Origin of the sequence: Flavobacterium nitratireducens (genome assembly GCF_029625335.1) — a bacterium.
GTDB lineage: Bacteria > Bacteroidota > Bacteroidia > Flavobacteriales > Flavobacteriaceae > Flavobacterium > Flavobacterium nitratireducens.
This window is the reverse complement of sequence record NZ_CP121111.1, coordinates 1,375,721-1,400,396: the sequence shown is the minus strand read 5'-3', so window position 1 is coordinate 1,400,396 and position 24,676 is coordinate 1,375,721. Positions and strand designations below refer to the sequence as shown.

The 24,676-nt window shown below is 34.0% G+C and carries 36 protein-coding genes and 1 pseudogene; 32 read left to right on the top strand and 5 right to left on the bottom strand.

The features are described 5' to 3' along the window. The first annotated feature begins 156 nt into the window (after positions 1–156). Entirely contained in the window at positions 157–918 is a 762-nt protein-coding gene (locus tag P5P90_RS06690; RefSeq protein WP_278036377.1) for a rhomboid family intramembrane serine protease, read from the top strand. Between the two features lie 44 nt (positions 919–962). Here P5P90_RS06690 and rlmB read toward each other — a convergent pair whose 3' ends face one another. The 5 genes from rlmB to P5P90_RS06665 form a co-directional block, all read right to left on the bottom strand. Next, on the bottom strand, positions 963–1,697 hold the full coding sequence (gene rlmB, locus P5P90_RS06685) for a 23S rRNA (guanosine(2251)-2'-O)-methyltransferase RlmB (RefSeq protein WP_278036376.1): 735 nt from the start codon (positions 1,695–1,697) through the stop codon (positions 963–965). A 64-nt stretch (positions 1,698–1,761) separates the two neighbouring features. After that, positions 1,762–2,259, bottom strand: coding sequence for a lipid-binding protein (locus P5P90_RS06680; RefSeq protein ID WP_278036375.1), 498 nt, complete (start codon positions 2,257–2,259; stop codon positions 1,762–1,764). Positions 2,260–2,270: 11 nt separating this feature from the next. Continuing rightward, positions 2,271–2,993 (bottom strand): immunoglobulin-like domain-containing protein, encoded by a 723-nt coding sequence (locus P5P90_RS06675; protein ID WP_278036374.1) that lies wholly within the window; start codon positions 2,991–2,993, stop codon positions 2,271–2,273. Between the two features lie 8 nt (positions 2,994–3,001). Next, complete coding sequence (locus P5P90_RS06670; RefSeq protein WP_278036373.1) at positions 3,002–4,438, bottom strand: SusD/RagB family nutrient-binding outer membrane lipoprotein; 1,437 nt, start codon at positions 4,436–4,438, stop codon at positions 3,002–3,004. 10 nt (positions 4,439–4,448) lie between these two features. Next, the gene (locus P5P90_RS06665; protein WP_278036372.1) at positions 4,449–7,640 is read right to left on the bottom strand and encodes a SusC/RagA family TonB-linked outer membrane protein; all 3,192 of its coding nucleotides are present in this window, start codon (positions 7,638–7,640) and stop codon (positions 4,449–4,451) included. A 390-nt stretch (positions 7,641–8,030) separates the two neighbouring features. Here P5P90_RS06665 and rpsL point away from each other — a divergent pair, with 390 nt between their 5' ends. The 31 genes and pseudogenes from rpsL (at position 8,031) to P5P90_RS06510 (ending at position 24,664) form a co-directional block, all read left to right on the top strand. Continuing rightward, entirely contained in the window at positions 8,031–8,414 is a 384-nt protein-coding gene (rpsL, locus tag P5P90_RS06660; protein WP_007136570.1) for a 30S ribosomal protein S12, read from the top strand. Between the two features lie 67 nt (positions 8,415–8,481). Next, positions 8,482–8,958 carry a 30S ribosomal protein S7 gene (gene rpsG / locus P5P90_RS06655; RefSeq protein ID WP_026714651.1) on the top strand — a complete coding sequence of 159 codons (477 nt, stop codon included), beginning with the start codon at positions 8,482–8,484 and terminating at the stop codon, positions 8,956–8,958. 11 nt (positions 8,959–8,969) lie between these two features. Continuing rightward, on the top strand, positions 8,970–11,126 hold the full coding sequence (gene fusA / locus P5P90_RS06650) for an elongation factor G (protein WP_278036371.1): 2,157 nt from the start codon (positions 8,970–8,972) through the stop codon (positions 11,124–11,126). A gap of 11 nt (positions 11,127–11,137) precedes the next feature. After that, positions 11,138–11,443 carry a 30S ribosomal protein S10 gene (rpsJ, locus tag P5P90_RS06645; RefSeq protein ID WP_007803605.1) on the top strand — a complete coding sequence of 102 codons (306 nt, stop codon included), beginning with the start codon at positions 11,138–11,140 and terminating at the stop codon, positions 11,441–11,443. A 154-nt stretch (positions 11,444–11,597) separates the two neighbouring features. Continuing rightward, on the top strand, positions 11,598–12,215 hold the full coding sequence (gene rplC, locus P5P90_RS06640) for a 50S ribosomal protein L3 (RefSeq protein WP_278036370.1): 618 nt from the start codon (positions 11,598–11,600) through the stop codon (positions 12,213–12,215). Further along, positions 12,215–12,844, top strand: a complete 630-nt coding sequence (gene rplD, locus P5P90_RS06635; protein ID WP_278036369.1) for a 50S ribosomal protein L4 — start codon at positions 12,215–12,217, stop codon at positions 12,842–12,844. The genes rplC and rplD overlap by 1 nt, the downstream gene beginning before the upstream one ends. Before the next feature lie 6 nt (positions 12,845–12,850). Then, positions 12,851–13,141, top strand: a complete 291-nt coding sequence (rplW, locus tag P5P90_RS06630) for a 50S ribosomal protein L23 (RefSeq protein ID WP_278036368.1) — start codon at positions 12,851–12,853, stop codon at positions 13,139–13,141. Positions 13,142–13,161: 20 nt separating this feature from the next. Continuing rightward, positions 13,162–13,986 carry a 50S ribosomal protein L2 gene (rplB, locus tag P5P90_RS06625; protein ID WP_278036367.1) on the top strand — a complete coding sequence of 275 codons (825 nt, stop codon included), beginning with the start codon at positions 13,162–13,164 and terminating at the stop codon, positions 13,984–13,986. Positions 13,987–13,993: 7 nt separating this feature from the next. Next, positions 13,994–14,272 carry a 30S ribosomal protein S19 gene (gene rpsS, locus P5P90_RS06620; RefSeq protein ID WP_024981511.1) on the top strand — a complete coding sequence of 93 codons (279 nt, stop codon included), beginning with the start codon at positions 13,994–13,996 and terminating at the stop codon, positions 14,270–14,272. An 8-nt stretch (positions 14,273–14,280) separates the two neighbouring features. Further along, entirely contained in the window at positions 14,281–14,691 is a 411-nt protein-coding gene (gene rplV / locus P5P90_RS06615; RefSeq protein ID WP_278036366.1) for a 50S ribosomal protein L22, read from the top strand. A gap of 7 nt (positions 14,692–14,698) precedes the next feature. Beyond that, positions 14,699–15,448 carry a 30S ribosomal protein S3 gene (gene rpsC / locus P5P90_RS06610; RefSeq protein WP_278036365.1) on the top strand — a complete coding sequence of 250 codons (750 nt, stop codon included), beginning with the start codon at positions 14,699–14,701 and terminating at the stop codon, positions 15,446–15,448. A gap of 18 nt (positions 15,449–15,466) precedes the next feature. Continuing rightward, positions 15,467–15,892: a 50S ribosomal protein L16 gene (rplP, locus tag P5P90_RS06605; RefSeq protein WP_008464295.1), complete on the top strand. Its 426-nt coding sequence runs from the start codon at positions 15,467–15,469 to the stop codon at positions 15,890–15,892. Between the two features lie 12 nt (positions 15,893–15,904). Next, a complete protein-coding gene (gene rpmC / locus P5P90_RS06600) occupies positions 15,905–16,096 on the top strand; it encodes a 50S ribosomal protein L29 (RefSeq protein ID WP_066329359.1) in 192 nt (63 codons plus the stop codon). A 16-nt stretch (positions 16,097–16,112) separates the two neighbouring features. After that, the gene (gene rpsQ, locus P5P90_RS06595) at positions 16,113–16,370 is read left to right on the top strand and encodes a 30S ribosomal protein S17 (RefSeq protein ID WP_024981515.1); all 258 of its coding nucleotides are present in this window, start codon (positions 16,113–16,115) and stop codon (positions 16,368–16,370) included. 2 nt (positions 16,371–16,372) lie between these two features. Next, the gene (gene rplN, locus P5P90_RS06590) at positions 16,373–16,741 is read left to right on the top strand and encodes a 50S ribosomal protein L14 (protein ID WP_026714640.1); all 369 of its coding nucleotides are present in this window, start codon (positions 16,373–16,375) and stop codon (positions 16,739–16,741) included. Positions 16,742–16,752: 11 nt separating this feature from the next. Beyond that, positions 16,753–17,067 (top strand): 50S ribosomal protein L24, encoded by a 315-nt coding sequence (gene rplX, locus P5P90_RS06585; protein ID WP_278036364.1) that lies wholly within the window; start codon positions 16,753–16,755, stop codon positions 17,065–17,067. Between the two features lie 2 nt (positions 17,068–17,069). Next, positions 17,070–17,621 carry a 50S ribosomal protein L5 gene (gene rplE / locus P5P90_RS06580; RefSeq protein ID WP_066329356.1) on the top strand — a complete coding sequence of 184 codons (552 nt, stop codon included), beginning with the start codon at positions 17,070–17,072 and terminating at the stop codon, positions 17,619–17,621. Positions 17,622–17,624: 3 nt separating this feature from the next. After that, positions 17,625–17,894 carry a 30S ribosomal protein S14 gene (gene rpsN, locus P5P90_RS06575; RefSeq protein WP_278036363.1) on the top strand — a complete coding sequence of 90 codons (270 nt, stop codon included), beginning with the start codon at positions 17,625–17,627 and terminating at the stop codon, positions 17,892–17,894. Between the two features lie 73 nt (positions 17,895–17,967). After that, positions 17,968–18,366 carry a 30S ribosomal protein S8 gene (rpsH, locus tag P5P90_RS06570; RefSeq protein WP_278036362.1) on the top strand — a complete coding sequence of 133 codons (399 nt, stop codon included), beginning with the start codon at positions 17,968–17,970 and terminating at the stop codon, positions 18,364–18,366. A 19-nt stretch (positions 18,367–18,385) separates the two neighbouring features. Next, entirely contained in the window at positions 18,386–18,928 is a 543-nt protein-coding gene (gene rplF, locus P5P90_RS06565; protein ID WP_278036361.1) for a 50S ribosomal protein L6, read from the top strand. Positions 18,929–18,939: 11 nt separating this feature from the next. Beyond that, positions 18,940–19,290, top strand: a complete 351-nt coding sequence (gene rplR, locus P5P90_RS06560) for a 50S ribosomal protein L18 (protein WP_278036360.1) — start codon at positions 18,940–18,942, stop codon at positions 19,288–19,290. Between the two features lie 3 nt (positions 19,291–19,293). After that, positions 19,294–19,818, top strand: a complete 525-nt coding sequence (gene rpsE, locus P5P90_RS06555) for a 30S ribosomal protein S5 (protein ID WP_085949269.1) — start codon at positions 19,294–19,296, stop codon at positions 19,816–19,818. Between the two features lie 11 nt (positions 19,819–19,829). Beyond that, entirely contained in the window at positions 19,830–20,012 is a 183-nt protein-coding gene (rpmD, locus tag P5P90_RS06550) for a 50S ribosomal protein L30 (protein WP_026707002.1), read from the top strand. Between the two features lie 12 nt (positions 20,013–20,024). Further along, the gene (rplO, locus tag P5P90_RS06545) at positions 20,025–20,477 is read left to right on the top strand and encodes a 50S ribosomal protein L15 (RefSeq protein ID WP_278036359.1); all 453 of its coding nucleotides are present in this window, start codon (positions 20,025–20,027) and stop codon (positions 20,475–20,477) included. A 13-nt stretch (positions 20,478–20,490) separates the two neighbouring features. Then, entirely contained in the window at positions 20,491–21,837 is a 1,347-nt protein-coding gene (gene secY / locus P5P90_RS06540; RefSeq protein WP_278036358.1) for a preprotein translocase subunit SecY, read from the top strand. Between the two features lie 4 nt (positions 21,838–21,841). After that, a complete protein-coding gene (infA, locus tag P5P90_RS06535) occupies positions 21,842–22,057 on the top strand; it encodes a translation initiation factor IF-1 (RefSeq protein ID WP_026714631.1) in 216 nt (71 codons plus the stop codon). A gap of 11 nt (positions 22,058–22,068) precedes the next feature. Beyond that, a complete protein-coding gene (gene ykgO, locus P5P90_RS06530; protein WP_002987490.1) occupies positions 22,069–22,185 on the top strand; it encodes a type B 50S ribosomal protein L36 in 117 nt (38 codons plus the stop codon). A gap of 2 nt (positions 22,186–22,187) precedes the next feature. Next, positions 22,188–22,562, top strand: coding sequence for a 30S ribosomal protein S13 (rpsM, locus tag P5P90_RS06525; protein ID WP_278036357.1), 375 nt, complete (start codon positions 22,188–22,190; stop codon positions 22,560–22,562). Between the two features lie 8 nt (positions 22,563–22,570). Beyond that, positions 22,571–22,954: a 30S ribosomal protein S11 gene (gene rpsK / locus P5P90_RS06520; protein ID WP_026714629.1), complete on the top strand. Its 384-nt coding sequence runs from the start codon at positions 22,571–22,573 to the stop codon at positions 22,952–22,954. A gap of 91 nt (positions 22,955–23,045) precedes the next feature. Then, positions 23,046–23,650: pseudogene (gene rpsD / locus P5P90_RS06515) on the top strand (30S ribosomal protein S4). A gap of 21 nt (positions 23,651–23,671) precedes the next feature. Then, on the top strand, positions 23,672–24,664 hold the full coding sequence (locus P5P90_RS06510) for a DNA-directed RNA polymerase subunit alpha (RefSeq protein ID WP_278036356.1): 993 nt from the start codon (positions 23,672–23,674) through the stop codon (positions 24,662–24,664). The last annotated feature ends 12 nt before the right edge of the window (positions 24,665–24,676 follow it).

Here is a 24,676-nt window from a genome sequence, read left to right as displayed (position 1 = left end):
ATCAGAATATTTTTGAAATCAGATTTTGAATATTCAAATTTATGACATTAGAATAAGCAAATCAACAAATATTTATTTAACCGAATTAACTTTATGACAAAATAGCATTATATTGTTTTTGGTTTCATAATTGATTTATTTTTTAAAAAACAAATAATGGATAAGCATTTTAAATTTACAAACGTCGTTATAGGTCTTCCACTTTTTTTTGTGTTTTCCCTCTGGTTTGTCTATTGGCTGCAAATCCGTTTTGACTTTGATTTTGTAGAAAATGGTATTTATCCTCGTTCATTCTCTGGTTTACAAGGTGTGATTTTTAGCCCTTTCATTCATGCCGATTTAATGCATCTCTACAATAACTCTATTCCGCTTTTAGTATTGTTGGCTGCATTACAGTTTTTTTATTCCAATTTGTCTCTAAGAGTGATTGTTTGTGGGATTTTGTTTTCAGGACTTTTAACATGGCTTATTGGAAGAGAAAATTTCCATATTGGAGCCAGCGGACTCATTTATGTGTTATTTTCTTTCGTCTTTTTTAAAGGGATTTTTACCAAATATTATCGTTTGGTAGCATTATCTCTGGCTGTTATTATGATGTATGGCGGAATGATTTGGTATGTTTTTCCGGAGGTAGATGATACCATTTCATGGGAAGGTCATTTGTCGGGACTGATTACGGGTTTGGGATTAGCATTATATTATGGAACTCCCGAATTTAAAAAAGTCCCAAAATACGAATGGGAAATGCCCGATTATAATCCGGCTGAAGATAAATTTATGCAACGTTTTGATGTAAATGGTAATTTTGTAAATCCACCAAAAGAAGATCAAGAAGAAGAAATTAGTGCTTACTTTTCATCCAATTATGATGTGAATTACGATTTTATTGAAAAAGAAAAAAACGAATCAGACTCTTAAATCTAATTCGCTTTTCTGTTATCTAAATTCTGTAATCTTATATCTTAGTTTCTCTGTCTTACGACTTCATATAAAAAGGCGCCACAAGCAACCGATACATTTAAAGAACCTATTGTTCCAAACATAGGAAGTTTAGCTTTTTCATCTACGATTTTCAAAACAGACGGATTTACTCCTCTATCTTCCGATCCCATGATAATGGCAACAGCTTCGCTAAAATCAATATTGTAAATGGTATTGTCGGTTTTTTCAGTTGCAGCAACAGTTTTGATTCCATTAGCCTGCAAAAGGAAAATAGCATCTTTAATGTGTTCTACTTTACAAATAGGAATATTAAAAACGGCACCCGCTGATGTTTTAACAGTATCCCCATTTACAGGAGCTGAACCGGATTTTTGAATGATAATTCCGTTTACTCCAGTACATTCGGCAGTTCGGATAATGGCTCCAAAATTACGTGCATCAGAAATTTGGTCTAACACTAAAAATAGTGGTTTTTTACCATTTTCAATTATTGTTTCAATCAAACTTTCTAAGTCAAAGAATGAGATAGGAGAGATGGAAGCTACTGCACCTTGATGGTTGTTCGGTGTTAGTTTGTTTAATTTTTCAACAGGAACGTAAGAGAAATTTACATTAGCACGTTTCATAACTTTCATCAAGTCTTTCATCAATTCACCTGATGTTTCCTTTTGAATATATACTTTGTCAATTGTTGTCCCCGCTTGAATTGCTTCAATAATGGCTCTTATCCCGAATATTTGATGTTCTTTTTCCATGGCGCAAATATATAAAAAAAACCGCCAAGCTAAGCTTGACGGTTTTTAAATAATTTTATAGGAATCAATACTCGTCTTCTTTGAATCCAGTTCTTTTATGACCTTCATAGATAATGTCATATCCATCAGCATCATAATCAAAATGTGCAGTAAAAGTAATTTTGTCTACTTTGTGTCCTGCTTTTGATAGACCAGCACCTTTTTCAATTTTACCATTTGTAATGGTTACTTTACTTCCGTCTAAAAGGTTGTCTGATGAAGTTGCAGTAAATGTACCGTTTGCTACATCCATAGTAACTTTGCATTTTATCCAATAACCATTTTTCTCATCATCGATCCACAAAGTATTGTCATTTGCAGCGGTGTTGTACGTATGGTGCAATTCGTGTTCAAATACATCATGATTGTCAGAATCTTTTGCACTGATATACCAATCACCTGCATAGTCTTCCATAGAAGTTCCTCCAATATTGGGATCTCCACCAGCATCACAAGAATTTAATACTGTAAGAGTTAGAACTCCAAATAGTATTTTAATATAATTAGTTATAATTTTTTTCATTCTTTAATGTTTTAAGGTTGAACTTGGGTTAAAGTTACTTCAAACGTATATGTTAACCATGACGTTGAAAAAGTGATTTTTTTTGTACTTGGGTTTACAGTAAAAGAGGTCATTGTTGCATCACCTCCGAAACCATTTACAATAAATGGAGAAACTGTAAAGCTATTATTTGGAATGTCATTTGCTGTAATAGTTACTGGTCCTGCAATATATCCAAATCCATAACCTCTTCCTAAATTATAATATCCTCCAATCCCATCAGAAATTTGATATGTTCCATCAGTATTTTTCCAAATTAGAACATATTTCATATTAGTATACTGAGCTGCTGAGGAACCATTTCTTACTACTGTTGAAGTATAAATTCCTTCAATGCTGTTCACCAAATCTCCATTTTTATAAACATATACATCTCTAGAAGTATTAGCTTCAAAGCCATCTTTATTAGTTGCTGTATATGTTTGAGAATAATGGTCAGATTTGTTTGTGTCAATTGTTGTTGTTCCTCTGTAATTACCAAATCCAGTAATTGTTGCTTCAATAGGAGTTCCATTTTCGGTGGCAGTTACTCCTGGATCAGAATAAGAAGTTCCTTGTTGAACAAACATAGGATTGTTTCCATTAAGTTCAATTAGTGCATAGTTAGTAATTGATGATACATTTGCTGTACTATCTGCTTCACATGATGCAAAAAATGCACTCATGATTACTATAAGTGATGTTATTTTTTTCATTTTTATTATTATTTATGCCACCAGATTGGTGTTGTTATCGGTACTAAATTTGGTGCATTCGGATTTGCATTTCTTTCAGAAAGCGGATATGCTATTCTTTTTGGAAATAAGCCTCCTGTTGTTCCATTTTTTGCATAAACAAATTCTCCAGGAACGTATGAAGAACTACTTTGAGCAACTGAAGATGTTTTAGGATAACCAGTTCTGTTTTTTTCAAAAAATGCTTCAAAACCATTACCAGGGAAACTTGAAACCCATTTTTGAGTAATTATAGCTTCTATTTTTTGTTCTAAAGTTCCAGAAGTTGGATAAGCATAAGCTCCAGAAACGAATGAAGTTCCATCTAAACTGTATCTTGCGAAATTTGCATTAATAGCAGCGTCATATTTTCCTTTAGCTCCAGTACCAGAAGCGTAACGCTCTAAAGCTTCAGCTTGTAAAAATAAGCTTTCTTCTTTAGTCATTAAGTAGGCTGGTGTTGTTGCTTTAATTGTTACAATTGCTATTGTTCCAGCTCCAGCTGTACTTGTATAGTCTCCTTGATTTAAAGAGTTACCTGCTCCATAATATTTAGCTTTTCTAGTATCAGAATTGGCGTCAAAAAATGAAGCTAAAGTTGTACTCATTCTAAGGTTTGTTGCAACATTTAATTTACGAATATTGTATTCGTATAATGGATTACTTTGGTTAACAGCATCAGTAAATTGAGTCATACCTGCATCGGTATCTAGGAATGCAGTGTTTTTTGATAATAAATCACTTATTCCTGCACTAGCTACAGATGATTTTGAACTTGTTGCTTGTCTCAAGAAAATTTTCAATTTTAATGTATTGGCAAATTTTACCCAATTTGTCATAATACCACCATAAATGAAATCATCTGAACCAGGGTTAGTACCTTTTGAAGAATCTAAATTTTTAGATAAAGCTAAATTTAAATCTTCGATCATAAATTCATATACTTCCTCACTTGTATTGAACTTAGGTTCTAAAATAGTATTGTTATTCGCTTCTTTGTATGGAATATCTCCGTAAAAGTCAGTTAGTACTTGTGCAGCTTGTACCTCTAAAGTAGTTGCTATTAAAAAGTATTTCCAATTTTCTTCTGCAAGTGCTCTTCTTTTAACATTTCTAATGTCGCCTAATGCATCAAACATTGCATTCCAAGCTCCATTATAATCTGAAGTTCCAATAGAATAATTGTCAATATCCTTGTATTGATTTGCAGCGTTACTTTGTGTCCAATATTGTGACCACATACCGCCAATTATTGCGTATGATGCACCTTCTGCACCTATTATACCAGTTATACCTGCTGGTAATTGAGCAGAAAGAGGTGCTTTACTTGGATCCAATAAATCTGGATCACTGTTTATGTCTAAATCTGTACTACACCCTATAAATGCAGATGATAAAACTAATATACTAATTAATAATTTTTTCATTTTCTTTTTTTTAGAATGTTAATTTAAGGCTTGCTCCAAAAGATCTTTGGGATGGATTTGTCCCAAACTCACCTTGCTCACTTAATAAACCATCTCCAAATGTAGACAATTCAGGGTCTATGTATGGGTTTTCAGCAGGAGTCCATAATGCAAGATTTTTACCATATACGCTAAAAGCAGCGGTAGAAAGCCCCATTTTAGATATCATTTTTGATGGAAAATTGTATGTTAAAGATACGTCTCTCAATCTCACAAATGTTTTGTCAATTACATGAGTTTTTTCAATTCCAGGGTTATTGCTAGTATTGTAGAAATCAGTTATCGAAGAATAACCAACTGCAGTTGTGTTTTCTTCATATCCTGTTACCTCATTGTTAGAATCTAATACTTCAACAACTGAATTAGGAATGATAAAAGGATTTCTATCGTTGTAAGTTGTTTCAATACCATTTCCTGTAAAATGAGATAATCTTTTTGTGTAAGAATACATTTCTCCACCTTGTTTCCAATCAATACCGAATGCTAAAATTATGTTTTTATACGTAATTTTATTTTTAAATCCCATTACAAAGTCTCTCTGAGAATTTCCTACTACTTGTTCATCATCTGTAACTTTGTAGAATCCTGTACTACCATCAACAATGTATTGTCCTGTAGTTGTAGTTTTTGGTACGAATGTGCTAAATACACCTAAAGGTTCTCCTACCATAGCATTAAAAGAAACACCATAGTTAGAAGCAAGTTGAATTTTTTCAACATCTCCTACTATGTCTGTAACTTCTGAGATGTTTTTTGAGAATGTAGTAGTAATATCCCATTGTAAATCATTTAATTTTACAGGAACAATATTTAATACAAGCTCAATACCTTTATTGCTAACATCAAGTAAGTTTGTTGTTTGTGTAGCGAATCCTGTTGAAGTTGCTACAGGTCTTTCAAACAAAAGTCCTTCTGTTTTTTTGCTATAAATAGATGCGTCAAGATTCACTCTTTTATAGAAGAAATTTGATTCAAAACCTATTTCTAACTCTTTTGTTCTTTCTGGTTTTAGTGATGAATTTCCTAAATTACCTGAAAATTCATATCCGTTTACACCACCAATAGGTAATAGAATGTTTCCAAATCCTAATGAAGCATTTCCTTGTGTTAACGTTGATTGTGTTTGGTATGCTCCTGTGTCATTTCCAATTTCAGCGTATGCAGTTCTAACTTTTAAGTAGTGTTCTGCTGTATCTAATACAACTCCACTTAAACTCACAGAAGGATAAAAATATGAATTAGCTCCTTGAGGTAGTGTAGATGTCCAGTCGTTTCTTCCTGTAACAGTTAAGAATAAACGGTTTTTATAGGAACCTTCAAATGAACCAAAAACACCAAAAGATTTTCTTCTAAAATCATTTTGTCCAACAACTGGTTTTACAGATGAGTTTGATAATTCATAAAAATATGGAATATCTAAATTTGTAATTTGAGCAGCTAGTGAAGATCCTGTACGTTCATTTGAGTTGAATCCAACCATACCATTTACATTGAAATCTTCATTGATAGCTGTATTATAGTTTAAATTCAAATTAGTGTCAAATTCTACATTTTGATAAATTCTTTCTGTAACACCGCCAACTACTCCATTTACATTTCCTAATGCTTGAGCTGATCCTGGTTCGAATGTTACTACTGCTCCATAAGATTTAATTTTTTCATTTCTATAGTCACCACCTGCTTGATATGACATAGATAATTTGTCGGTAAATTTATATCCAATATTTACATTTCCAAAAAAACGATTTCCGTCTATTTTAGTAGAGTTTTCATAAATAGACCAGTATGGGTTACTTGTGTATGGTGAAAAATAATTACTATTTGTATTATATGGATTATTTTTGTAATCTTCTAAATCAACAATACTAACGTCTCTAGGAATTTGTAATAATTCTTGCATCATTGTATTACCTTCACCTGCATCAGCTCCTTGTCCAGTATTTACTGCATTTTGATTTTTTCTGATGTAATTAATGTTGGCTCTTACACTTAATTTATCATTTGAGATACCTGCATTGATACTTAATGCTTTTCTCTTATAAGTATCTGTTGCGCTAGGAATGATTCCATCTGAATTAACGTCTGAGAAGTTTAATGAAAAATTTGAATTTTCACCACCACCACTTAATCGTACATTATTTGTAAAAGTGCTTCCTTGTTCGTAAAAATCTAAAACATTGTTTTTTAATGCTACGTAAGGTTTGATTTGTTGTGCATTATTAATAATTGCACCCCAAGGTCTAATTTCGCCATTAAACGCAGGACCCCATGATCCATTTTCATTACTGGCATTGTTTCCACTTCCTGCCCAATTAGACCAAGAAAATCCACTCCAACCTTGACCAAATTCATTTTGTAAATGTGGTACTCTGGCAATTTCTGAAAAATCGGTAGAGTGAAATAATTCAACTGCAATTTTAGATTTATTTTTAGCTGATTTAGTTGTAACTAAAATTACCCCATTAGCAGCTCTTGAACCGTACAAAGCTGATGCGGCAGCTCCTTTAAGTATAGAAATGCTTTCTATATTGTTAGGGTCTAAATCACTAACTCCATTTCCGGCGTCGAAGCTTCGTGTATTACTAGAAGATCCATTTCCGCTATTGTTAATAGGTGTACCATCTACTACGTATAATGGACTGCTATTAGATAAGGAATTGTAACCTCTAATGATAACTTTTGAAGAGGCTCCGACTTGAGCAGGAGCTGTAATGTCTACACCAGCAACTTTTCCAGACATTGATTCAAAAACATTTACATTAGATACTTCCGTTAATTCATCAGAGCTAACATTTGAAGTGGCGTAACTTACGGATCTTTTTTGTTTTTTAATACCGAAAGCTGTAACGACAACACCTTCTAGTTCAACGGCATCATCTTGAAGTGTGACATTGATTGTCGTGGAACTGGCCAATCTTTCTTGAGTTTTCATTCCAATAAAGCTAAAAACTAATGTTTGTGATGCTGAAGCTTTAATTTTGAATTTTCCGTCGAAATCGGTTTGAGTGCTGTTTTGTGTACCTTTCACCAGTACACTTACTCCTGGTAGTGGAAGCCCCGCTTTGTCGGAAATTGTACCAGAAACTATTCTTTCTTGCGCAAATAGTACTTGCGTAACCAATGCTAAGGTTAGCATTAATAGTCCGTTGAACTTTAATTTCATGTTTATTGATTTATGGTTTACAATTTTCAAAATTCATAATAATTTGTTAATAATCAAAATCAAATTACGTTTTTTTTATGCATGCATATATAATTTAACATTATAACAATTTTTAATCGTATTGTTATATAAATAATAAAATTATGATCTTTTTTTGAAATCTCTAAAAATTTATCAGATTATCCTTGTTTGTGAATGTCTTAGGTTTTTTTGTTTGTTTTTAATTTTTAGTTAATTCATTGTTAATCTAATCTTTTCTTTGTTTTTAGGTAGGAATTAATGTTGTTGAAAATTAATCAATTAAGATTTGTAGAGTTGAAAATAATTTATACATTTGCAACCCCGTAAAAAGCGGGTTTTATATTTACATAATAATTTTTAGTATTAATTATGCCAACAATTCAACAATTAGTAAGAACTGGAAGAACCCAGATAACTAAGAAGAGTAAATCGGTTGCTTTAGATTCTTGTCCTCAAAGAAGAGGGGTTTGTACGCGTGTTTACACTACTACACCAAAAAAACCAAACTCAGCTATGCGTAAAGTTGCGCGTGTGCGTTTGACAAATGGTAATGAAGTGAATGCTTACATCCCTGGAGAAGGTCACAATCTGCAAGAGCACTCGATAGTATTAGTTAGGGGTGGAAGGGTAAAAGATTTACCAGGAGTTAGATACCACATCGTTCGTGGTGCACTTGATACATCAGGTGTTGCTGGAAGAACGCAAAGAAGATCTAAGTATGGTGCTAAACGCCCAAAAGAAGCAAAAAAGTAATTTAAAAAATTAATCTTTTATAAGTCTGATGACTTATAAGTGTTTAATGTTTTATTAAAAAAAAGACATGAGAAAAAGACAGGCTAAAAAAAGACCTCTTTTACCAGATCCAAGATTTAATGATCAATTGGTAACGCGTTTTGTGAATAACTTAATGTGGGATGGTAAAAAATCTACAGCTTTTAAAGTGTTTTATGATGCAATTGATATCATTGAAACAAAAAAGCAAAATGACGAGAAAACTTCATTAGAAATCTGGAAAGATGCTTTAACAAATGTTATGCCTCACGTAGAAGTGCGTAGTCGTAGAGTTGGTGGAGCTACATTCCAAATTCCAATGCAAATTCGCCCAGACAGAAAAATTTCTATGGCAATGAAATGGTTGATCCTTTATGCTAGAAGAAGAAATGAGAAGTCTATGGCTCAAAGATTGGCTTCTGAGTGTTTAGCTGCGGCTAAAGAAGAAGGAGCAGCTGTTAAGAAAAGAATGGATACTCACAAAATGGCAGAAGCTAATAAAGCTTTCTCTCACTTTAGATTTTAATTCATAGAGAAATGGCTAGAGACTTAAAATATACAAGAAATATTGGAATTGCGGCTCACATTGATGCTGGTAAAACAACAACAACTGAGCGTATTCTTTTTTATACAGGTAAATCACATAAAATTGGTGAGGTGCACGATGGTGCTGCAACAATGGACTGGATGGCGCAAGAGCAAGAAAGAGGTATTACAATTACTTCTGCTGCTACAACTTGTGAGTGGAATTTCCCAACTGAACAAGGGAAAATTTTGCCAGAGTCTAAGCCTTATCACTTTAATATTATCGATACTCCTGGGCACGTTGACTTTACTGTAGAGGTAAACCGTTCTTTACGTGTATTAGATGGGTTGGTTTTCTTGTTTTCTGCTGTTGATGGTGTTGAGCCTCAATCAGAAACTAACTGGAGATTAGCTGATCAATATAAAGTGCCTCGTATGGGGTTTGTAAACAAAATGGACCGTCAAGGATCTAACTTTTTGGCTGTATGTCAACAAGTAAAAGATATGTTGAAGTCTAATGCTGTTGCAATTACTTTACCAATCGGAGAAGAAAATGATTTCAAAGGAGTTGTTGATTTAGTGAAAAATCAAGCTATTGTATGGCATGATGCTACTCAAGGGGCTACTTTTGATATTGTTGATATTCCTGCTGATATGATTGATGATGTGAAACATTATCGTTCTATCCTTATCGAAGAAATCGCTACTTATGACGAGAATCTTTTAGATAAGTATATGGAAGATGAGAACTCTATTACTGAAGAAGAAATTAACACTGCTTTAAGAGCTGCTGTTATGGATATGGCTATCATTCCTATGATTGCTGGTTCTTCTTTCAAAAACAAAGGAGTTCAATTCATGCTAGATGCAGTATGTAAATACTTGCCATCTCCATTAGATAAAGAAGGTATCAAAGGAATTCATCCAGATGATGCTGAATTATTAGAAGAAGATCAAACTCAAATTTTGCGTAAGCCAGATGTTAAAGAGCCATTCGCTGCTTTAGCGTTTAAAATTGCTACTGACCCATTCGTAGGTCGTTTAGCTTTCTTCCGTGCTTACTCAGGAAGATTAGATGCTGGTTCTTATGTTTTGAACACTCGTTCAGGAAACAAAGAAAGAATTTCTCGTATCTATCAAATGCATGCTAACAAACAAAATCCAATCGAATACATTGAGGCTGGAGATATTGGAGCGGCTGTAGGTTTTAAAGATATTAAAACTGGAGATACATTGTGTGATGAAAAACACCCAATTATTCTTGAGTCTATGAAATTCCCTGCACCAGTAATTGGTATTGCTATTGAGCCTAAAACTAAGGCTGACGTAGATAAAATGGGTATGGCTTTGGCTAAATTAGCTGAAGAAGATCCAACATTTACAGTTAGAACTGATGAGGCTTCTGGTCAAACAATTATCTCTGGTATGGGTGAGCTTCACTTAGATATCTTAGTGGATCGTATGAAACGTGAATTTAAAGTTGAAGTAAACCAAGGTGAGCCTCAAGTAGAATATAAAGAAGCGTTTACAAAATCTGCTCAACATAGAGAGGTTTATAAGAAACAATCTGGAGGTCGTGGTAAATTCGGTGATATCGTATTTAGAGTAGAGCCTGCTGATGAAGTTGATGGTAAACCATTTGTTGGATTACAGTTTGTTAATGAAGTAAAAGGTGGTAACGTTCCTAAAGAATATATTCCTGCTGTAGAAAAAGGTTTCAGAGAAGCTATGAAAACAGGTCCTTTGGCTGGTTATCAAGTTGATAGTTTGAAAGTAACATTGTTAGACGGATCTTTCCACCCGGTGGATTCGGATGCGCTTTCTTTTGAATTAGCAGCTAGAATGGGTTATAGAGAGGTGGCTAAAGCTGCTGGGGCTGTAATTCTTGAGCCAATTATGAAAATGGAAGTAATTACTCCAGAAGAAAACATGGGAGATATCGTTGGTGATATTAACCGTCGTAGAGGTCAGGTTAATGACATGGGTGATAGAAACGGAGCAAAAACTATTAAAGCAGATGTGCCGTTATCAGAAATGTTTGGTTATGTAACTACATTAAGAACATTGTCTTCTGGTAGAGCAACTTCTACAATGGAATTCTCTCACTATTCAGAAACACCTGCTAATATTTCAGAAGCAGTAATTAAAAAAGCAAAAGGAAACGCTTAATCTTTAAGAAAATGAGTCAAAAAATCAGAATAAAATTAAAATCTTACGATCATATGTTGGTAGATAAGTCTGCTGAAAAGATTGTAAAAACGGTTAAGACTACCGGAGCAGTGGTAACAGGGCCAATTCCTTTGCCAACTCACAAAAAATTATTTACAGTATTGCGTTCTCCGCACGTAAATAAAAAAGCTAGAGAGCAATTTGAAGTAATGTCATACAAGAGATTAATTGATATTTATTCATCTTCATCTAAAACTATCGATGCTTTAATGAAATTAGAATTACCTAGTGGAGTTGAAGTAGAAATCAAAGTTTAAGTTTTTTTTCAAGAGTAAATTAGAGCACTTCGTTTAAGTGAAAAGTTTTTTTGGATTGTGTGTAAATAAGTTATACTTTTGCACCACTTTTAAAAACAGCTCACTTAAACGATTGTGTTCTGTTTTTATATTTAATAATTAATAATTAATATTTATGTCTGGGTTAATTGGTAGAAAAATCGGCATGACTAGTCTTTTTGATGAGAACGGGAAGAATATTCCTTGTACTGTTATTGAGGCAGGTCCATGTGTTGTTACCCAAGTCAGAACCAACGAGGTTGACGGGTATGAAGCGTTGCAACTTGGTTTCGATGACAAAAACGAGAAACATTCCACAAAAGCGGCTTTAGGTCACTTTAAAAAAGCTGGAACTGTTGCTAAGAAAAAAGTCGTTGAATTCAAAGATTTTGCAACTGAACAAAAATTAGGGGATCTTATTGATGTTTCTATTTTTGAAGAAGGAGAATTTGTGGATGTACAAGGTGTATCTAAAGGTAAAGGTTTTCAAGGTGTTGTTAAACGTCACGGATTTGGTGGGGTTGGACAAGCTACACATGGTCAACATAACCGTTTGAGAGCGCCAGGTTCTGTAGGAGCTTCTTCTTATCCATCTAGAGTATTCAAAGGAATGCGTATGGCTGGAAGAACAGGAGGAGAAAATGTAAAAGTTCAAAACCTTAGAGTTTTAAAAGTAGTGGCTGATAAGAACCTACTTGTTATTAAAGGATGTGTTCCTGGACATAATAACTCTTATGTAATCATTCAGAAGTAATGGAAGTAAAAGTATTAGATTTCAACGGAAAAGATACTGGAAGAAAAGTTCAACTTTCTGATTCAGTATTCGCAATTGAGCCAAATAATCACGCGGTATATCTTGATGTGAAGCAATATCTTGCTAATCAAAGACAAGGAACTCATAAAGCTAAAGAAAGAGCTGAAGTTGCTGGTAGTACACGTAAGATTAAAAAGCAAAAAGGTACAGGTACTGCTCGTGCAGGATCTGCTAAATCACCTGTATTTAAAGGTGGAGGAACTATTTTTGGGCCTAGACCAAGAAGTTATTCATTTAAATTGAATAAAAACTTGAAGCGTTTGGCTAGAAAATCAGCGTTCTCGATAAAAGCTAAAGAATCGAACATTATCGTTCTTGAAGACTTTAATTTTGAAACTCCAAGCACTAAAAATTTCATTAACGTTTTGAAAGCTTTAGAGTTAGAAAATAAAAAATCATTATTTGTATTGGGTGATACCAATAAAAATGTATATTTGTCGTCACGTAATTTAAAGGCGTCTAATGTTGTAAGTAACTCAGAATTAAGCACTTACGCTATTTTGAATGCTAATAATTTAGTGCTTTTAGAGAGTTCTTTGGGAGTAATTGAAGAAAATTTAAGTAAATAATAGGATATGAGTATCATAATTAAACCTATAGTAACGGAAAAAGTAACCAAAGAAAGTGAAGTTTTAAACCGTTTTGGATTTGTAGTTGACAAAAAAGCAAACAAAGTTGAAATTAAGAAAGCTGTTGAGGCTGCTTATGGAGTAACTGTTGTTAGTGTTAACACAATCAACGTAAGACCGGATAGAACTACAAAATACACTAAAAGTGGTTTAATCAGTGGAAAGTCAAATGCTTACAAAAAAGCACTTGTTCAAGTACAAGAAGGAGAAACAATTGATTTTTACAACAATATCTAAGATATTAATAAGATATAAAAATGTCAGTAAGAAAATTAAAACCTATTACCGCAGGTCAGCGATTTAGAGTTGTGAATGGTTATGACGCCATTACAACTGATAAGCCGGAACGCTCTTTGATAGCGCCGATAAAAAACTCTGGAGGTAGAAATAGTCAAGGAAAGATGACCATGCGTTATACGGGTGGTGGTCACAAGCAAAGATACCGTATCATTGATTTCAAAAGAACTAAAGATGGAATTCCAGCTACAGTGAAATCAATTGAATACGATCCAAATCGTACTGCTTTTATTGCTTTGTTAGCTTATGCTGATGGAGAAAAAACGTATGTAATTGCTCAAAATGGTTTGAAAGTTGGTCAGAAATTAGTTTCTGGTGCTGAGGCTCAACCAGAAATTGGTAATACTTTACCATTGAGTAAAATTCCTTTGGGAACTGTAATCTCTTGTATTGAGTTACGTCCAGGTCAAGGAGCTGTAATTGCTCGTTCAGCTGGAACATTTGCTCAATTAATGGCAAGAGATGGAAAATATGCTACGATTAAAATGCCTTCTGGAGAAACAAGATTGATCTTGTTAACTTGTTCAGCTACAATTGGAGCAGTTTCTAACTCAGATCATCAATTAGTGGTATCTGGAAAAGCAGGTAGAACTAGATGGTTAGGAAGAAGACCAAGAACAAGACCAGTAGCGATGAACCCAGTTGATCACCCAATGGGAGGTGGTGAAGGTCGTTCTTCTGGAGGACATCCACGTTCAAGAAATGGAGTACCAGCTAAAGGTTATAGAACTCGTTCTCCGAAAAATCCGAGTAATAAGTATATCGTAGAACGTAGAAAGAAATAATTAAGATATGGCACGTTCATTAAAAAAAGGACCTTTCGTTCATTATAAATTAGAGAAGAAAGTTGAAGAAAACATCGCAGGTGGAAATAAAGGAGTGGTTAAGACTTGGTCTAGAGCTTCTATGATTACTCCTGACTTTGTTGGACAAACTATCGCAGTTCACAACGGTCGTCAATTTGTACCTGTTTACGTAACTGAGAATATGGTAGGACATAAATTAGGAGAATTTTCACCAACTAGATCTTTTAGAGGTCATGCTGGAGCAAAAAATAAAGGTAAAAAATAAAAGAAGCAATGGGAGTTCGTAAAAGAGAAACAGCAGATGCGAGAAAAGAGGCTAATAAGTCTATTGCTTTCGCAAAATTGAATAACTGCCCTACTTCACCTAGAAAAATGCGCTTAGTAGCGGACTTGGTAAGAGGTCAGAAGGTAGAAAGAGCACTTAACATCTTGAGATTCAGTTCTAAAGAAGCTTCAAGAAAATTAGAAAAACTATTATTATCTGCAATCAACAACTGGGAGCAAAAAAATAGTGAAGCTAGTTTAGAAGAAGCTGGATTATTTGTTAAAGAGATCAGAGTAGATGGTGGAATGATGTTGAAAAGACTTCGTCCAGCTCCGCAAGGTCGTGCACACAGAATTAGAAAACGTTCTAATCACGTAACAATCGTGTTAGGAGCTATTAATAACACACAAGCAAATTAATAACAAGATGGGACAAAAGACAAATCCAATTGGAAATAGACTTGGTATCATCAGAGGATGGGACTCAAACTGGTATGGTGGAAATGATTATGGTGATAAAATCGCTGAAGATCACAAAATCAGAAAGTATGTACATGCTCGTTTATCAAAAGCTAGTGTATCTAAAGTAATTATCGAGAGAACTTTAAAACTTGTAACCGTTACTATCACTACGGCTCGTCCAGGTATCATCATTGGTAAAGGAGGTCAAGAGGTAGACAAGTTGAAAGAAGAACTTAAGAAAGTTACTGACAAAGAGGTTCAAATCAACATCTTTGAAATTAAAAGACCTGAGTTAGATGCTTATTTAGTTGCAACAAGCATCGCTCGTCAAATCGAAAGCCGTATTTCTTACAGACGTGCAATCAAAATGGCTATTGCTGCTTCTATGCGTATGAACGCTGAAGGTATCAAAGTTTTGATTTCTGGTCGTTTGAATGGAGCTGAGATGGCACGTTCAGAAGGTTTCAAAGAAGGAAGAATTCCTTTGTCAACTTTCAGAGCTGATATTGATTATGCACTTGCTGAGGCACATACTACTTATGGTAGAATGGGTATTAAAGTGTGGATCATGAAAGGTGAGGTTTACGGAAAGAGAGAATTATCTCCACTTGCTGGAATGGACAAAAAACAATCTAGTGGTAAAGGTGGTGATGCTCCTCGTGGAAAATCTAACTTTTCTAAAGGTGGAAAATCAGACGCTCGTAAAAGAAAGTAATTTTTAAATTAAAGAAAAATGTTACAGCCTAAAAGAACAAAATACCGTAAGGTACAAAAAGGTAGAATGAAAGGTAACTCTCAAAGAGGGCATGAACTTTCTAACGGAATGTTTGGTATTAAATCTGTTCATGAAGATGGTATGTTCTTAACTTCTCGTCAAATCGAAGCTGCGCGTATTGCTGCAACTCGTTACATGAAAAGAGAGGGACAATTATGGATTAAAATATTTCCAGACAAGCCAATTACTAAGAAACCTCTAGAGGTACGTATGGGTAAAGGAAAAGGAGCAGTAGAATACTGGGCTGCCGTTGTTAAACCTGGAAGAATTATGTTTGAAGTTGGTGGTGTTCCATTGTCAGTTGCAAAAGAGGCTTTACGTCTTGCAGCACAAAAACTACCAGTTAAAACTAAATTCGTTGTTGCTAGAGATTTCGAAGCATAATCTTATATTATTATGAAACAATCAGAAATAAAAGATCTTTCTGCAGCACAGTTGCAAGAAAATCTTAGCCAAGCTAAGAAAAGATATGCTGACCTAAAAATGGCTCATGCAATATCTCCAATTGAAAATCCACTTCAAATTAGAAGTTTAAGAAGAACAGTTGCGAGATTGGCTACTGAGCTTACTAAAAGAGAGGTGCAATAATTGTAATCTGCGAAAGATGGAAAAAAGAAATTTAAGAAAAGAAAGAATCGGGGTTGTTACTTCAAACAAAATGGATAAGTCTATTGTTGTTGCACAAGTAACTAAAGTAAAACACCCATTATACGGTAAGTTCGTATTGAAAACAAAGAAATTTGTTGCACATGACGAAACAAACGACTGTAACATTGGAGATACTGTAAGAATTAGCGAAACGCGTCCTTTAAGTAAATCAAAATGTTGGAGATTAGTTGAAATCCTAGAAAGAGCTAAATAATTATGGTACAACAAGAATCAAGACTAAAAGTAGCAGATAACACAGGAGCTAAAGAAGTTTTAACTATCCGTGTTTTAGGAGGTACTAAAAGAAGATATGCCTCTGTTGGTGATAAGATTGTAGTATCTATCAAAGATTCAACTCCAAACGGAAACGTGAAAAAAGGAGCTGTATCAACTGCAGTTGTTGTACGTACCAAAAAAGAAGTGAGAAGAGCTGATGGTTCTTACATCCGTTTCGATGACAATGCTTGTGTTTTATTAAACGCAGCAGGAGAAATGAGAGGAACTCGTGTTTTTGGTCCGGTAGCAAGAGAACTTCGTGAAAAACAATTCATGAAAATTGTATCATTAGCACCAGAAGTGCTTTAATTCGTTATAAGATGATAAAGCTAAAAATAAAATCAGGTGACATTGTAAGAGTAATTGCTGGAGATCACAAAGGTGCTGAAGGTAAAGTATTACGTGTTGACCGTGAGAAAAACAAAGCGATTGTTGAAGGTGTAAACTTGGTGTCTAAACACACTAAACCAAGTGCAAAAAATCCTCAAGGAGGAATCGTTAAAAAGGAAGCTCCAATTCAAATTTCTAATATCTCTTTAATTGATCCTAAAACAAAGGAAACAACTAGAGTAGGTATAAGAGTTGAAGGAGATAAGAAAGTAAGATTTTCAAAAAAATCTAATCAAGTACTATAGTAATGGCTTATATACCTAGATTAAAAGAAGAATATAAGAGTAGAGTAATCTCTGCTCTTACTGAAGAATTCGGTTACAAAAACGTAATGCAAGTTCCTAAATTGGAAAAAATCGTTTTGAGCCGTGGAGTTGGTGCAGCTGTATCTGATAAAAAATTAATCGACTATGCTGTTGAGGAATTAACAAAGATCACTGGACAAAAAGCAGTTTCTACAATCTCTAAGAAAGACGTTGCGTCTTTCAAATTGAGAAAAGGAATGCCAATTGGAGCAAAAGTTACTTTGCGTGGAGAAAGAATGTATGAGTTCTTAGATAGATTGATTACTTCAGCTTTACCACGTGTAAGAGATTTTAACGGAATCAAAGCTACAGGTTTTGATGGAAGAGGAAACTACAATCTTGGAGTATTAGAGCAAATTATTTTCCCAGAAATTGATATTGACAAAGTGAACAAGATTTCAGGAATGGATATCACTTTTGTTACTACTGCTCAAACAGACAAAGAAGCAAAGTCATTATTGGCTGAATTAGGTTTACCTTTTAAAAAGAATTAAGACATGGCTAAAGAATCAATGAAAGCCCGCGAGGTTAAGAGACAAAAAACGGTAGAGAAGTATGCTGAAAAAAGAAAAGCTTTGTTAGAAGCTGGAGATTTCGTAGGTTTGCAAAAATTACCAAAAAATGCTTCACCAGTTCGTTTACACAATCGTTGTAAATTAACAGGAAGACCAAGAGGGTACATGCGTCAATTCGGTATTTCACGTGTAACTTTCCGTGAAATGGCTAATAATGGATTGATACCAGGAGTTAAAAAAGCAAGCTGGTAACAAATTGAATTTTAATTGGTTAAAGGTTCGATGAGAGAGACTCGGAGAAAACCATAACCGCAATTTAATAAATATGAATACAGATCCTATTGCAGATTATTTAACGCGAGTTAGAAACGCTGTGGCTGCAAACCACAAAGTTGTTGAAATTCCGGCATCTAATCTAAAAAAAGAGATAACTAAGATTTTATTTGATCAAGGTTATATCTTAAGTTACAAATTTGAGCAGAACACAGTACAAGGTTCTATCAAAATTGCTTTGAAGTACGATAAAGATACTAAAGAGCCAGTTATTAAAGATATCCAAAGAATTAGTAAGCCAGGTTTGCGTAAATATTCAAGTTCTGCAAACATTCCTAGAATCCTTAACGGATTGGGTATTGCTATTGTTTCTACATCAAAAGGTTTGATGACTGGAAAGAAAGCTAAGCAATTAAATGTAGGTGGTGAAGTAATTTGCTACGTATACTAATTTAAAAAGACTTATTAAGATGTCAAGAATAGGAAAAAGCCCAATTGTAATCCCTGCTGGAGTAACTGTAGAAGTTAAAGACGGTATTATTACAGTAAAAGGAAAAAATGGTCAACTAACACAGGAGTTTTCGGATGTAACTGTAAAAGTTGAAGGTGATCAAGTTTTAGTAGAAAGATCATCTGATCACAAAGATCAAAGAGCAAAACATGGTTTGTACAGATCTTTAATCAATAACATGATTGTTGGTGTAACTGATGGATTTACTAAATCTTTAGAATTGGTTGGAGTAGGTTATAGAGCTTCTAACCAAGGACAAAAATTAGATTTAGCTCTTGGATTTTCTCACAATATTGTTTTAGAAGTTGCTCCAGAAGTAATTGTTGAAACTATATCTGAAAAAGGTAAGAACCCAATCGTAAAATTAACATCTTATGATAAACAACTTTTAGGAGCTGTTGCTGCGAAAATCAGAGGTTTCCGTAGACCAGAACCATACAAAGGAAAAGGTGTTAAATTTGTAGGTGAAGTATTAAGAAGAAAAGCAGGTAAATCAGCTTAAAAAATAAGATTATGTCATTAACAAAACCTGAAAGAAGACAGAGAATCAGATTCAGAATCAGAAAAACGGTAAGTGGTACTGCTACTAGCCCAAGATTATCTGTATTTAGAAGTAACAAAGAAATTTATGCTCAATTAATTGATGACGTAAACGGAGTTACATTATTATCTGCTTCTTCAAGAGAGAAAGAAATAGGAAAAGGTACTAACGTTGAAGTTGCAGCTGCAGTTGGAAAATTGGTTGCTGAAAAAGCGTTAAAAGCTGGGGTAGATACAGTAAAATTCGATAGAGGAGGATACTTATACCACGGTCGTATAAAATCATTAGCAGAAGGCGCAAGAGCCGCTGGACTTAAATTCTAATATATTATGTCTAAATACAAAAATGTAGAATTAGTAAAACCAAGTGGTCTTGAACTTAAAGATCGTCTGGTAAGTGTAAATCGTGTTACTAAAGTTACAAAAGGAGGTAGAGCTTTTGGTTTTTCTGCTATTGTAGTTGTAGGTGATGAAAACGGAGTAGTTGGTCACGGATTAGGAAAATCTAAAGACGTTTCTGAAGCAATTGCGAAAGCAGTAGAAGATGCTAAGAAAAACTTAGTTAGAATTCCTTTGAATGGTCAATCAGTTCCTCACGAACAAAAAGGTAAATTTGGTGGTGCACGTGTATTTTTAATTCCTGCTTCTCATGGTACAGGAGTTATTGCTGGTGGAGCTGTTCGTTCAGTTCTTGAATCAGTAGGTATTCACGATGTATTATCTAAATCTCAAGGATCATCAAATCCTCACAACGTAGTGAAAGCAACTTTTGATGCTTTATTACAAATGAGAAGTGCTCACACCGTTGCAAAACAAAGAGGAGTATCTTTAGAAAAAGTTTTTAAAGGTTAATCAAGGAAATTATGGCTAAATTATTAGTAAAACAAGTTAGAAGTAAAATCAACTGTCCACTTGATCAAAAAAGAGGATTAGAGGCTTTAGGTCTACGTAAAATGGGTCAAGTTGTAGAACATGACTCAAACCCTGCAATCCTTGGGATGATAAACAAAGTTAAACACTTAGTTTCTGTAGAAGAAGCTAAATAACAAATAACTGTTATGAATTTAAGTAACTTACAACCAGCTGAAGGGTCAACGCACAATCAAAATAAAAGAGTAGGTAGAGGAGAAGGTTCTGGAAAAGGTGGTACTGCTGCACGTGGACACAAAGGAGCTAAATCTCGTTCTGGATATTCTAAAAAGATTGGTTTTGAAGGAGGTCAAATGCCACTTCAAAGACGTGTGCCTAAGTTTGGTTTTAAAAACATCAATCGTAAAGAATACGAAGGTGTAAATCTTGATACGCTTCAATTATTAGTAGATAATGGAATTGTTACAGATACTGTTGATATGACAGTTTATGTTGAAAACCGTTTGGCTACTAAAAACGAGATTGTAAAGATTTTAGGAAGAGGAGAATTGAAAGCTAAATTAAAAGTATCTGCTCACAAATTTACTGCTACTGCAAAAGCGGCTATCGAAGCTGTTGGTGGAGAAGCTGTAACACTATAATTTTTCAATTAGTATGAAGAAATTTTTTGAATCATTAAGTAATGTTTGGAAAATCGAGGAACTAAAAAATAGAATCCTTATTACATTAGGTCTTTTATTAGTTTATCGTTTTGGAGCACACGTTACTCTTCCAGGAATTGACGCTACACAATTAAACAGTTTAGCTGGCCAAACCGAAAAAGGTATTGGGTCTATTTTAGATATGTTTACTGGAGGAGCTTTTTCTAAAGCGTCAGTTTTTGCTTTAGGAATTATGCCTTATATTTCTGCATCTATCGTTGTACAGCTCATGGGAATTGCTATTCCTTATTTGCAAAAATTACAAAGTGATGGAGAAAGTGGTAGAAAAAAGATTAACCAAATTACACGTTGGTTGACTATTGTAATTACTTTAGTTCAAGGACCTACGTATATTTATAATCTTTACAGAACGCTACCAGGAAGTGCATTTTTATTAGGTTTTAATTCTTTTGAATTCTTATTTTCTTCAGTAATTATCTTAGTTACAGGTACAATTTTTGCCATGTGGTTGGGAGAAAAAATAACTGATAAAGGAATCGGAAATGGTATTTCACTATTAATTATGGTGGGTATCTTAGCAAGATTTCCTCAGGCATTTATTCAAGAATTTACAACTAGAGTTACAAACAACAATGGAGGTCCAATGTTGTTAGTACTTGAAATAATTATTTGGCTTTTAGTTATCATTGCTTGTGTATTGTTAACTATGGCTATTCGAAAAATACCAGTTCAGTATGCTCGTCGTACTGCTTCTGGTGATTTTGAACAAGATATGTTAGGTGGAAATAGACAATGGATACCTTTAAAGCTTAATGCTTCTGGAGTTATGCCAATCATTTTTGCGCAAGCAATTATGTTTATTCCTGCTGCTTTGGCAGGATTGTCAAAATCCGATGCTTCACAATCTATTGTAGGTGCTTTTAGTAATATGTTCGGTTTTTGGTATAATTTTGTATTCGCTTTATTAATTATTGTGTTTACTTACTTTTATACTGCAATTACAGTTCCTACTAATAAAATGTCAGATGATCTTAAAAGAAGTGGTGGTTTTATCCCAGGTGTTAGGCCTGGAGCTGAAACTTCTGATTTTCTTGACAAAGTGATGTCTTTGATAACTTTTCCAGGTTCTTTATTTCTTGCTCTAATAGCTGTGTTCCCAGCCATAGTTGTAAGTCTTATGGATGTTCAACAATCTTGGGCAATGTTTTTTGGAGGTACCTCATTAATTATTATGGTAGGTGTTGCAATTGACACAATTCAACAAATCAATTCATACTTGTTGAATAAACATTATGATGGTTTAATGAAAAGCGGAAAAAATAGAAAAGCAGTAGCTTAATATTATGGCAAAACAATCAGCAATAGAACAAGACGGATCAATCATTGAAGCATTATCTAATGCAATGTTCCGTGTAGAATTAGAGAATGGACACGTTGTAATTGCTCATATTTCTGGAAAAATGCGTATGCATTACATCAAATTATTACCTGGTGATAAAGTGAAATTAGAAATGAGTCCTTACGATTTGTCAAAAGCAAGAATTACTTATAGATATTAAAGATATTCACAATGAAAGTAAGAGCATCAGTAAAAAAGAGAAGTGCCGAGTGCATTATCGTACGTAGAAAAGGAAGATTATACGTAATAAACAAAAAGAATCCTAGATTTAAACAAAGACAAGGATAATTATGGCAAGAATAGCAGGGGTAGATATCCCAAAAAACAAGAGAGGTGTTATTGCACTTACCTACATCTTCGGATTAGGAAAAAGTAGAGCTATAGAGATTTTAGAGAAAGCTCAAGTTAGCCAAGATAAGAAAGTTCAAGATTGGAATGATGACGAGATTGGAGCAATCCGTGAGGCTGTTTCAGCTTTCAAAATTGAAGGTGAATTGCGTTCAGAAATTTCCTTGAACATAAAACGTTTAATGGATATTGGATGTTATAGAGGTATCCGTCATAGATCTGGTCTTCCATTAAGAGGACAAAGAACTAAGAATAACTCTAGAACTAGAAAAGGTAAAAGAAAAACTGTTGCTAACAAGAAAAAGGCAACTAAATAATAAGTAATATGGCTAAAGCAACTACAAAAAAACGTAAAGTTATCGTTGAATCAACGGGAGAAGCTCATATTTCTGCTACCTTCAATAACATCATCATTTCTTTGACTAACAAAAAAGGTGAAGTTATTTCTTGGTCTTCAGCTGGTAAAATGGGTTTTAGAGGTTCTAAAAAGAACACTCCATACGCAGCTCAAATGGCCGCAGAAGATTGTAGTAAAGTAGCTCTTGAAGCTGGATTGAAAAAAGTTAAGGTTTATGTAAAAGGACCAGGTAACGGACGTGAGTCTGCTATCCGTTCTATTCATAACGGTGGAATCGAAGTAACTGAAATTATCGACGTTACTCCAATGCCACACAACGGATGTCGTCCTCCAAAGAGACGTAGAGTTTAATAATTTAATTTAAGTATAACTAGGTAGAAAATAGATTATCGAAGGATTTGACCTGAATTCATAATCTCTACCTTAATTAATTCATTTAGAAATGGCAAGATATACTGGTCCTAAAACTAGAATCGCTCGTAAATTTGGTGAAGCGATTTTCGGAGACGATAGAGCTTTCGAAAAAGAAATTACCCTCCTGGGCAACACGGGATGGCTAAAAAAAGAGGGAAAAAATCTGAGTACGCTATCCAATTAATGGAGAAGCAAAAAGCTAAATATTCTTATGGAATTTTAGAAAAACAATTCAGAGGTTTATTCAAAAAAGCATCAGCTACTAAAGGTGTTACTGGTGAGGTTCTTTTACAATTATGTGAAGCAAGATTAGATAACGTAGTGTTCAGAATGGGAATTGCTCCATCTAGAAGAGGTGCTAGACAATTAGTTTCTCACAGACACATTACTGTTAATGATGAAGTTGTAAATATTCCTTCTTACCACCTAAAGCCTGGTGATAAAGTTGCAGTTCGTGAAAAATCTAAATCATTAGAAGCTATCGAACGTTCTTTATCTAATTCAAGTCAAGTTTATGAATGGATTACATGGAACAATGATACTAAAGAAGGTACTTTCGTAGCTGTACCTGCTAGAATTCAAATTCCAGAAAACATTAAAGAACAATTAATCGTAGAGTTGTACAACAAATAATAATTGACTTAGTCGAAATTTATGGCAATATTTAATTTTCAAAAGCCCGATAAAGTTATCATGATCGATTCAACCGATTTTGAAGGAAAATTCGAATTTAGACCTTTGGAACCTGGTTATGGATTGACTGTTGGTAATGCACTTAGAAGAGTTTTGCTTTCAGCATTGGAAGGTTATGCAATTACATCTGTTCGCATAGAAGGTGTAGATCATGAGTTTTCTACTATTTCAGGAGTTGTTGAGGATGTTACCGAGATTATCCTTAATCTTAAACAAGTACGTTTTAAACGTCAAATTGAAGATATTGACAATGAGTCAGTTTCAATTTCTGTTTCAGGAAAAGATCAATTAACAGCTGGTGACTTCCAAAAATTTATTTCAGGTTTCCAAGTTTTGAATCCAGAATTGGTTATCTGTAATTTAGATTCAAAAATCAAATTAAACTTTGATTTGACAATCGAGAAAGGTAGAGGATATGTTCCTGCTGAAGAGAACAAAAAACAAAATGCTGCAATTGGAACCATTTTTACAGATTCTATCTTTACACCAGTAAAGAATGTAAAATATGCTATTGAAAACTTCCGTGTTGAGCAAAAAACAGATTATGAAAAATTAGTTTTTGAAATTAAAACTGATGGTTCTATTAATCCAAAAGATGCGCTAACTGAAGCTGCTAAGGTTCTAATCCACCATTTCATGTTGTTCTCTGATGAAAGAATTACACTTGAGGCTGATGAAATTGCACAAACAGAGTCATATGATGAAGAATCATTACATATGAGACAATTGCTTAAAACTAAGCTTGTTGATATGGACTTATCTGTAAGAGCCTTAAATTGTTTGAAAGCGGCTGAAGTTGACACACTTGGTGATTTAGTATCATTCAATAAAAATGACTTAATGAAGTTCCGTAACTTCGGTAAAAAATCTTTAACTGAGCTAGATGAACTAGTAGCAGTTAAAAATTTGACTTTCGGGATGGATTTAACGAAATACAAATTAGATAAAGAATAAATTACTTCATAG